The following is a 10,196-nucleotide window of genomic DNA, read 5'->3' on the forward strand; positions in this document are numbered from 1 at the left end:
CTTCCCTTGAAGATCTCCGACCTCTTCGCCCGTGACGTCACGCGCGACATTCCGCCCGTCGTCTACTTCCACGAGCAGAGCCCCGAGAAGCTCGCCGACGAGGTGAGCGAGTACATCATCACCGGCGGCTACCCCGAGGCCGACGAGCGCCACCGCCGCGTCCCCCTGGGCATCCACGAGCAGTACGTCCGCCTGCTCAACAACATTGCCCGCGAATTGGACAAGAAGCCCGGCCCGGAGCTGCCCGCCTCGTGGATCTCCGGCTTCTACGGCTCCGGCAAGTCGAGCTTCGCCAAGCTCCTCGGCCTCGCGCTCGACGGCCGCCCGCTGCCCGACGGCCGGAAGCTGTCCGCGGCCCTGCTCGCGCGGGACGATTCGCCCAACCGCAAGGCGCTGGTGGACGCGTGGGAGAATCTGGCGCGCAAGGTGGACTCCCTCGCCGTCGTCTTTGACGTTGGCGGCGAGGCAAATGACGGGGAGCACATCCACTCCGCCGTCGCGCGGATGGTGCAGCAGCGGCTGGGCTACAGCACGGACCCGCTGGTGGCGGATGCGGAGCTGCGCCTGGAGAAGGACCAGCAGTGGGAGCACTTCCTCGAGGTGGCCCGGCGGACGCTCGGCCGCGAGTGGAGCGAGGTCCGCGCCACGGCGCGCGCGGATGAGCACTTCTCCCGCGTCATCAGCGTGATGGAGCCGGCGACCTACTCGGGCACCATGGCCTGGTTCGACAGCCGCGTGGGCACCTCGCGCCACACCGGCCTGAGCTCGGCGGAGACGGTGCGGAACCTGGAGGCCATGCTCGCGCGCCGGGCCCCCGGGAAGACGCTCTTCATCGTCGTGGACGAGGTCAGCCAGTACGTCCACCAGAACGACGACCGGATGCTCAAGCTGCAGAGCTTCGTCTCGGAATTGGGCCAGCGACTGAAGGGCAAGGCGTGGCTGCTCGCCACCGGCCAGCAGAAGTTGGAGGAGGCGTCCACCAACGTCGCCATCGGCAAGCTGAAGGACCGCTTCCCTCCGTCGCTCCGGGTGCACCTGGCCACCACCAACATCCGGGACGTGGTGCACCGGCGCCTGCTGAAGAAGCACCGCGACGGCGAGCCGGAGTTGCGGCGCCTCTTCGGCCTGTACGGCGCGCAGCTCAAGCTGTTCGGGTACGAGTGCGGCGGCCTCACCGAGGAGGACTTCGTCGAGGTCTACCCCATGCTGCCCGGGCAGGTGGACCTGCTCATGGCGTTGACGACGAGCCTCCGCCAGCGCTCCACGCGCACCCAGGGTGACGACTACGCCATCCGCGGCCTCCTCCAGCTCCTGGGCGAGCTGTTCCGCGAGCAGAAGCTGGCCTCCCGGGCCGTGGGCGAACTCGTCACGCTCGATCTCATCTACGACGTTCAGCAGACCGCGTTCGACTCGGACGTGCAGGCGGCGATGGCGCGCATCCTCTCGCAGCAGGCGCTCGCCGACGATGCCTGGGCCCGGAGGGTGGTGAAGGCCATCGCGCTGCTCGAGCTCAACAACGACAAGACGAGCGTCACCGCGGAGCTGATTGCCTCGTGCCTCTACTCGAGGCTCGGCGACGGCAACCCGATGAACGAGGTGAAGCCGGCGCTGGAGCGGCTCCGGAACCTGAACCTCATCGGGTTCTCGGAGAAGGAGGGCTATAAAATCCAGAGTTCAGCCGGGCAGGAGTGGCAGCGCGATCGCGAGGAGGTGCAGGTCAGCATCGACGACCGCCACCGGCTGGTCCGCGAAAAGCTGGCGGAGCTGATGCGCGATCCGGAGCGCCCGCGCCTGAAGGGCCGCGCTTTCTACTGGACCGCGTACTTCTCTGACGGGCGGCAGCTGAAGGACGAGCGACTGCTCAACGCAGGCGACGAGGCCGCAGTGACGCTCGACTTCCGCTTTCTCTCCGGGAAGGCGGACCGCTCCCCCACCGAGTGGTCGAAGCGCAGCGCCGAGAAGCAGCTCGAGGATCGCATCGTCTGGGTCGCGGGCGAGAGCGAGCTGGGCGACACGCTCAAGGAGCTAGGCCAGTCCCGGGGCATGATTGCCAAGTACGCCCCCCGAAAGGCCTCCATGTCCAGGGAGCGTCAGCGGCTGCTCTTCGACGAGGAGATCCGCGCCGAGGACCTGGAGACGAAAGCCCGCGCTTTCGTGGAGCGCACCTTCGTGGAAGGCGATCTCTACTTCCGAGGCCAGCACCAGCCGGCGAAGGACCACGGCGGCACCTTCAGCACCATCATGTCGGCGGTGGGCAGCGCGCGCCTTCCTCAGCTCTACACCCACCACACCGACGTGGCGGTGACGGACAGGGAGCTGGAGCAACTGCTTGCGCCGACGCTCGCGGGAGTCTCGCAGAAGTTCCTCGAGCAGGGCCTGGGGCTGCTCACCCAGGACGGCGGCCACTTCCTCCCGAGCTGCCAGGGCACGGTGCCCTCGGCCATCCTCTCGTATGTCGACAAGCACGACGGCACGGCGGGCAACGTGCTCCTACAGGACTTCGCGCGCCCGCCCTACGGCTACCCGCCGGACGTGGTCCGCGCGTGCCTGCTCGCCCTGCTGCGCGCGCGCAAGGTGAAGGTGAAAACGGAGGACGGCACCGTCCTCACCTCGCCCATGGACGCAAGCGCGCGGGAGGTGTTCCTCCAGATCACGAAGCTCAAGCGTGCCAGCCTTTTCCCCAATCGCGACGAGACGGTGACGCCCCGGGACAGGACCGCGATGCGGCGCTTCTTCGAGCTGCTCGGCAAGGACGTCGAGCCCATTGACGAAGCCCTGGCCGGCGCCGTCTTCGAGCACTTCGCGCCGCTCCGAGAGAAGCTCCGCACGCTGGAGCAGCGCTTCAGCCTGCTGCCAGGGCGGCCGGCGCCGGAGGAACCGCTCCAGAAGCTCGCCGCCGCGCTGGAGTCCTGCCGGCGAGTACGCGACATCGATCCGACGGTGCGGGCCCTCAAGGAGGCGCTGCCCGCGCTGCAGGAAGGCGCCCAGCTCCTCAACCGACTCCACACGGACCTGACGGAGGAGGTCATCCAGCGCGTCCGGGCCGCCGCGGACGTCCGCGACCACCACATCCAGCAACTCGTCCGGGACGGCTCGGCGGACGCGGTGGCGGAGGACGTCAAGGCAGTGGAGGCGCAGCTTCGCGGGCGGAGGCCCTGGGTGGACTTGGGCTCCATCGACGCGCCGCTTGAGCGCATCCGCGCGCACTACCGGCTGCGGCGCGGCACGCTGCTCGAGGACCAGGAGAAGCGCGCCGAGGCGGTCCGGGCCCGGCTGCGACAGCGGGCCGGCTTCGAGAAGCTGAACGACGACGAGACGCACCAGGTGTTCCGGCCCATCGGACAGGCGCTGGCGCGCAGCTCGCCCGAGGTTATTGCCCCCACGCTGTACGAGCTCCAGATGGACTTCCGCCAGCGGCTCGACAAGGCGGCGGAGAGCGCGGAGGCCACCCTGGACGAGCTCGTCTCCGCGAAGGACCAGAAGCCAGTGGTCCGGGTGGAGCTCAACCTGCGCGGGCGCGAGGTGGCAGACACGGACGAGCTCGGGCGTGTGCTGAATGAGATTCGCGAGCGTGTCACCCAACAGCTCGAGCGCGGGCACAAAGTGAGGCTTGGATGAACGGCAACCTGTCGGCGCGGCTCACCCCTGAATCCAAGGCGGCGCTCCGGAAGACCATCCGGGACCTCCGGGTCAAGCTCCTCGAGGAGCTTCGCGGGTACGCGGAGCAGCGATACCTGCTGAATGTCCCTTCCACGAAGGCAAGCCTGTCCCAGGCGATGCGAGAGCGGCGGCGGCGGCTGGAGTCCGCGCTCGCCGAGCGCGCGGCGGAGGAAGGCGGCACGGCGGAGGCCCGGAAGCGGGCGATGGACAATGCCATCAAGGAGGCGGGCGCCACGCTCCTGAACCGCCTGGTGCTCATCCGTCACCTGGAGGCGGTTTGCCTGTCCCGGCCGGCGGTGGTGACGGGCGGGTGGATGAGCCTGGGCTACCAGCAGTTCCGTGAGTTCTCGCCAGGATTCCTCGAGAACGAGACGCAGGGCTACGGCGTCCTGCTCCAGCTCCTGTTCGACGAGCTGGCGGCGAGCCTACCCGGCCTGTTTGGCGAGGTGGGCCTCACGTCCCTCTTCCCGCCTTCGCCCGCCACGCTACGCGCCGTCATCGAGGCGCTCGACGAGGTGCCGGCCGAGGCCTGGCGCGACGACATGACGCTCGGATGGGTCTACCAGTACTGGAACGACCCGGACCGCGAGGAGCTGGATGCGAAGCTGCACGAGCGCGGGAAGCTGGAGTCGCATGAGATTGCGTCGAAGACGCAGATGTTCACCGAGCGGTACATGGTGGAGTGGCTGCTCCACAACTCGCTGGGCCCCACCTGGCTGGCAATGTGCCGTAAGAATGGGTGGACCGCGGAGGTAGAGCAGCGCGGGGTCCTCCAGTCCCTGGACGAGCGCCGGGCAGAGTGGCGGAAGAAGCGCGAGGCCGGCGAGGTGGCGCTGGATGCGCTCATGCCGACGCAGGGGACGCTGGAGGAGTGCTGGAAGTACTACGTGCCCCAGCCGCTGCCTGACGACGTGGTGAAGCATGCCCCTGCGTCCATCCGGGAGTTCAAGCTGATCGACCCGGCGTGCGGGAGCGGCCACTTCCTCGTGGTTGCCTTCGACCTGCTCGTGGAGCTCTACCGCGAGGAAGCACGGCACCGGGGCGAGAACTGGACGGACCGGCAGATCGCCGAGTGGATTCTGGAGAACAACCTGCATGGCGTGGACATCGACCCGCGTGCGGTGCAGATCGCTGCGGCGGCGACCTTCCTCAAGGCCCGGACGCTCGCGAAGGATGCATCGCCCAGGCAGGTGAACCTGGTTGCTCCGGCGTTGCGGCTGTCGACGCTCGACCGGAAGGACCCGGCACTGCTCAAGCTGGAGCGGGATATCGAGGTTGAGACTGGCATCCCGCCGGAGTTGACGCGGCAACTGATGGAGGTGCTCAAAGGAGTGGACCACCTGGGCACGTTGCTCAAGGTGGGCGATGCCGTGGACCGCGCCATCGAGTCCTACGAGGGCAAGCTCGGGAAGGCGCGAAGGCAGGGAGACCTGTTCGCTGGGGTGGAGGAGCAGAAGCGCACCACGTTGGAGAAGAAGGACGCAAAGAAGCTCATCCTTGACCGACTGAATGCGTTCCTCGCAGACCACGCTGGAGAGGAGGATCTGGGGCTCAGGCTGCGAGGCCAGCAACTGACAGCCGGGCTCCGGTTCGCCAGCATCGTCCGCGATGGCGAGTACCACCTGGTCGTTGCCAATCCGCCGTACCAGGGCACGTCCCGGATGAAGGACGCCGGGTACATTGCGAAGCACTACCCGCGCGGGAAGTCCGACCTGTACGCCGCGTTTCTGGAACGTGGTCTGGACCTGTGTCGCCCCGGCGGAGCATCCGCAATGGTCACGATGCGGAGCTGGATGTTCCTGAGCGGGTTCACGGCACTACGCGAGCACTTACTTCAGACGTACGACCTACGAATCATCGGAGACGTGGATCGCGGCGCCTTCGAAGAGATCCCTGATGAGGTGGTCGCTACCACGATGTCGGTGTTCAGGCATGTGGCTCCGGCTACCGGAGCGAGCGTCGCGATACAGCCTACACCGGTTAGCGACAAGTCACGCGATAGCAACCGCACCGCCCGGAAGCGCGCTGCGTTGCTTACACAGGTCGCTCGCCATGAATTCGGTGTGCCGCACCTTGGCTCCGTCAAATCGAAGCCACTGCTGTACTGGTGGACGATTGAGAGATTTGCGCAGTACTCTGCTACACCAAAATTGGAGACGATTGCTCCTGCCGCCAGTGGCCTTGCTACTCAGGACAACACACGCTTCTTGCGGAAACCCTGGGAAGTAGCTCCTCAAGATCTGTTCTGGAGCCGAGAGGAACACAGCCCTCCGCCAAATGCAGCCTGGGTGCCCTACATCAAAGGGGCAGAAGGCAGTCAATGGTTTGAGCCAGTGTCGTTCATCGTTCGCTGGCACAGATGCGCGATTGAGCTGAGAGTATGGATTGAAGATTACAAGCGCGACATTCCTGGTCAGTACATCAAGAACGAACGCTACTATTTTCGCCGAGGGATCGCATTTACTGCTGTGGGAGCAGAGTTTGCAGCACGCTCTCACTGGTCGCCTGGCGTGTTTGGCGCGATGGGGTCGTCGGTGTTCCCTTCGCGCCAACACCATGCCCACATGCTTTGCTTGCTCAACAGCGCCCAAGCACGCGACACGCTAAAGTCCCTCAATCCTTCGCTGCACTTCGAAGTGTCTGACGTCAATCGGCTGGCTTTAGCTCCGGTGCCAGGAGCAGAACTCGTTGCTGCAACGCTTTCGAATGAGTTCGCCAGGGCAGAAGCAGCAAGAGAGACGTCCGTCGAGTTTGCCAGGCCTGGCCCCCATTTCTGGCCTGCCGCACAGGATTGGGCGCAGGGGACCGTCGACGGCACTGAACAATCACCATTTCGGAGCGACAATGAGGCTCAACCCACCTCGACTCAGCACCTCTCATTCCGCTTGGGGGTAGCCCTCGGACGCTTCGATTCAGCTGGAAGCGGCATCCTGCAGAAAGCCCCACCATCTGCCCTCAAAAACGGCATCTTGTTCTGCTCGGACCGGTCGACAATTGATGCAAACGCGCCGCAAGACCTTGGTGAGGAGTGGGCGCGGCGCTCGGGCGACTTCGGCTCCCAAACACTAAACCAGTGGCTGGGTAACGAGTTCTTTGACTACCATCGCAAGCTCTACGAGAACCGACCCATCTACTTTCCGCTGTCCTCGGCGAAGAAATCGTTTATCGCCTACATCTCCATCCACTGCTGGACTGACTCCACCCTGAGTAGTCTCCTCGCCGACCACCTCCTCCCTGAGCAGAAGGCAATTCAAGGTGCTCTCGTCGACCTGCGAAACGCGCGCAACGACCCAGATAGGAGAGCACGCGCCACCGCAGAGAGAAACTACGACCAGCACAGAAAATGGCTGGAGGAGTTGGAAGACTTCATCCGCAAGGTGCAGGAGATAGCCGAGAAGGGCCCTCCTACCCCGGACAGCAGCACAGCCCCCCGCGAGGTAGACGCCTCCTACCGCATGGACCTCGACGACGGAGTCATGGTGAACAGCGCCGCGCTCTGGCCGCTGCTGGAGCCCATGTGGAAGGACCCAAAGAAGTGGTGGAAGGAGTTGGCCAACGCGAAGGGCCGGAAAGACTACGACTGGTCCCACCTCGCCGCCCGCTACTTCCCTGACCGCGTGGACGAGAAGTGCCGGAAGGACCCTTCGCTCGCGGTGGCCCACGGCTGCTTCTGGAAGTACCACCCGGAGAAGGCGTACCAGTGGGCACTTCGGCTGCAGGACGAGTTCGGCCCAGGCTTCAAGTTGGATGAGAAGGACTCGGACGCCCTGCGCGCCGCCTTCCGCGACAAACAGTCCGCACGCGCGATCGAGCTCGAAGCAGCGGAGAAGGCCCGGCGCGAGCGTAGGGCTCGAAAGCAGGACCAGGAGGAACTCGACCTCTCCGAAGCAGAGGGAGCCGAGGGCGAGGACGAGGAGGCTGCGTCCGCATGACCACTCCGTGCGGTCCGGTCAGCGCCTTCCTCGAGCAGAAACTCCTCTCCACGCTGAACGACAAGAAGCTCGTCGTCTGGTTGGACGCGGAGGGCCACTACACGGGCTTCGTCGATGCCCTGCGCCTCCGAGCTCAGGCAAAGCAGTTCCCGGTGCCGGTGCTCGCGTTCCGGGACAGCTTCCTGGAACTGATGCTCGCGCTCGAACACGAGGGCAGCACCATCGACAAGCCGCTGCTGCTCGTCCACCTCCCCGGCTACAACAACCTCCCCGCGCAGCAGAGTCCCAACTCGGTCCGTGGCACGCCCCTGCTCGAACTCTACGAGAGCGCCCACCCCTTCCAGCAGAACCTGGCCTCGCTAGTCAGCGCCGCCGCCAACGGACGCCGGACGCTGCCGGACATCGAGTCCTTCGTCGCCGCTCCCGGGCTCACCCTCGCCGCCGCCGACGCCTGGCTCGCCGATGCAGGCGCCCCCGCGGTGGACACCCATGTGGTGTGGATCTCCGAGCGGAGCGCCCCCGAGCTCGTCAACCTGCTCACCGGCACCGAGGAGGCCTCGCATCAGGGCGTAAAGTCCGCCCTCCGCGCCCGAGCCGAGACGCTCTTCGGCATCGACGACCAGTGGTTCGCCACCATCAATGACCTGACCGAGGCCGTCGTCGCCTGGCTGCTCTGCGTCGAGTTCGTCCACGACCTCCGCCGCGTGCCGCGCCACTCCGACCTCGCGCGCCTCAAGGACCTGCCGCCACAGACCGTCCAGCGGTGCCAGCAGGAGGCCGCCCGGCTCCGACAGCAGCAGCCGGAGCGATACCGGACGTGGGCCCTGGGCGTGGAGCTGTGGCTTCGCGACAAGGAGGACACCGAGCCGAAGGACCTGGGCCGCATCGACACCTTCCAGTTCGAGGCGCTCACCATTTACCGAGGCGCGGTGCAGGCGCTCGCCGCCGGTGATTACGCGCAGGCCCTGCACTGGGTGGAGGCGCACGAGGCAAGCCAGGGCTTCTGGGTGAAGCAGGAGCCTCCGCGCCAGTGGGCCTGGACGCTGGTGGGCGACGCGGCGCGGCTGGGCGTCGCGCTGCTCGGGGCCCCGCGCCCGCTGGAGCACGTCTCCGGGTTGGAGGAGGCCGTCCAGCGCTACACCGAGGCCGCCGCGCCCGTGGACCTGGCCCACCGCCTCTTCGAGCAGCGCCACGCCGCGCTCTACGGGCCGCTGCTTCCGGAGCTCACCGCGCTCAACCTGGCCTTCGAGAAGCTGCGCTTCGCGTGGGCGGACTGGGCGGACGTGCTCGCGAGGGACTTCGCGCGCGTGTGCCGCGAGCACGGCGCCCTGCCCCCTCCGGAGCTGCAACAGCGAAGCCTCTTCGACCAGGCCGTCCTGCCGCTGCTGGGCGCCGGGGAGAAGGTGGCCCTCTTCGTGCTGGACGCGCTCCGCTTCGAGATGGCGCTGGAGCTGCGCGACGAGCTGCTGGGCAGCGGCGTCCAGGTGGACCTGCGCGCCCGGCTGGCCGAGCTGCCCACCGTCACCGCCGTGGGCATGAACGCCCTGCCCCCCATCGAGCGCGACGGCCGGCTCACTCCGTTGGTGAAAGACGGCCGCTTCACCGGCTTCCGCACTGGCGAGGGCACCGTCACCCGCCCCGATGACCGGGTGAAGGTGATGGGCTCGCGCACGGCCGGAAAGGCGCCGCTCCAGCTCCCGCTGGCGGAGGTGGGCCAGACGTCGGTGGCGCGGCTGAAGAAGCGCGTCGAGCAGGCGCAGCTCGTCGTCGTCCACGGGCTCGACATCGACCAGGCCGGCGAGGCCGACTTCGGGGTTCGCGTCTTCGGAGGCATCATCCGGGACATCGTCGCCGCGAGGCACCAGCTCGAGTTGGCCGGCGTGCAACAGTTCGTCTTCACGTCGGACCACGGATTCCTGCTCCAGCGCGGGGTGCGGACGCAGGGGTTCGGCGCGCGCGGGCAGGCGGACCGGCGCTACGTCTTCAGCGACACCGAGCGGATGGACGCGGACCACCTCTGCGTGCCGCTCGCCTCGCTGCACTACGAGGCCCCCGGCTTCCTGGTGTTCCGCGAGGACACCGCCGAGTACGACGTGGGCCGCGCGCCGGGCTCGTTCACCCACGGCGGCAACTCGCTCCAGGAGCGCGTCATCCCCGTGCTGCACGTCTCGCGCAAGCGCGCCGCCGCGGACACCGGCCTGCGCTTCGCCATCGAATGCGAGCCCGCCAGCGCCGCCATGGGCGTGCAGCGGCTGCGCGTGCGGGTGAGTCCCGCGAAGCGGAGCGGACAGGCGCCCCTGGAGTTCGCCAGCTCACAGCCCGTGGACGTGGTGATGCGGGTGGCGGGCAACACGGACGTCCGGATGGTGGTGAAGGACGTGACGGGAGCCGATGCCGTCGCCCAGCCCGGGGGCTTCCGCCTCCGCCCGGGCACGAGCGAGTGGGCCGAGGTGTACTTCGTCCTCGAGGGCGCGGTGAATGACAGGCTCGCGGTGGAGCTCGCGCTGGCGGGCGACCTGTCGGTGAAGGCCTCTCCGCCCACCACCTACCCGGTCTCCTACGTGCCAGCAGCGCGCAAGGAGCCGGAGACACCGGAACCCGCAC

General features: G+C 67.3%; 3 protein-coding genes. All 3 read left to right on the forward strand.

From position 1 onward, the window contains the following. Positions 1-6: 6 nt before the first annotated feature. On the forward strand, positions 7-3,618 hold the full coding sequence (brxC, locus tag HR086_RS03110; protein WP_174464828.1) for a BREX system P-loop protein BrxC: 3,612 nt from the start codon (positions 7-9) through the stop codon (positions 3,616-3,618). After that, complete coding sequence (pglX, locus tag HR086_RS03115) at positions 3,615-7,592, forward strand: BREX-6 system adenine-specific DNA-methyltransferase PglX (protein ID WP_174464829.1); 3,978 nt, start codon at positions 3,615-3,617, stop codon at positions 7,590-7,592. Before brxC ends, pglX begins: the two co-directional genes overlap by 4 nt. Beyond that, positions 7,589-10,196, forward strand: a 2,608-nt coding sequence (gene pglZ / locus HR086_RS03120) for a BREX-6 system phosphatase PglZ (RefSeq protein ID WP_174464830.1), incomplete at its 3' end; no start/stop codon positions are given. The genes pglX and pglZ, both read left to right, overlap by 4 nt.

Source organism: Myxococcus sp. CA039A (assembly GCF_013336645.1).
Classification (GTDB): domain Bacteria; phylum Myxococcota; class Myxococcia; order Myxococcales; family Myxococcaceae; genus Myxococcus; species Myxococcus llanfairpwllgwyngyllgogerychwyrndrobwllllantysiliogogogochensis.

Excerpts from the sequence above, each read along its gene's own strand:
- pglX (WP_174464829.1), top strand. The coding sequence starts at position 3,615 with ATGAACGGCAACCTGTCGGCGCGGCTCACCCCTGAATCCAAGGCGGCG.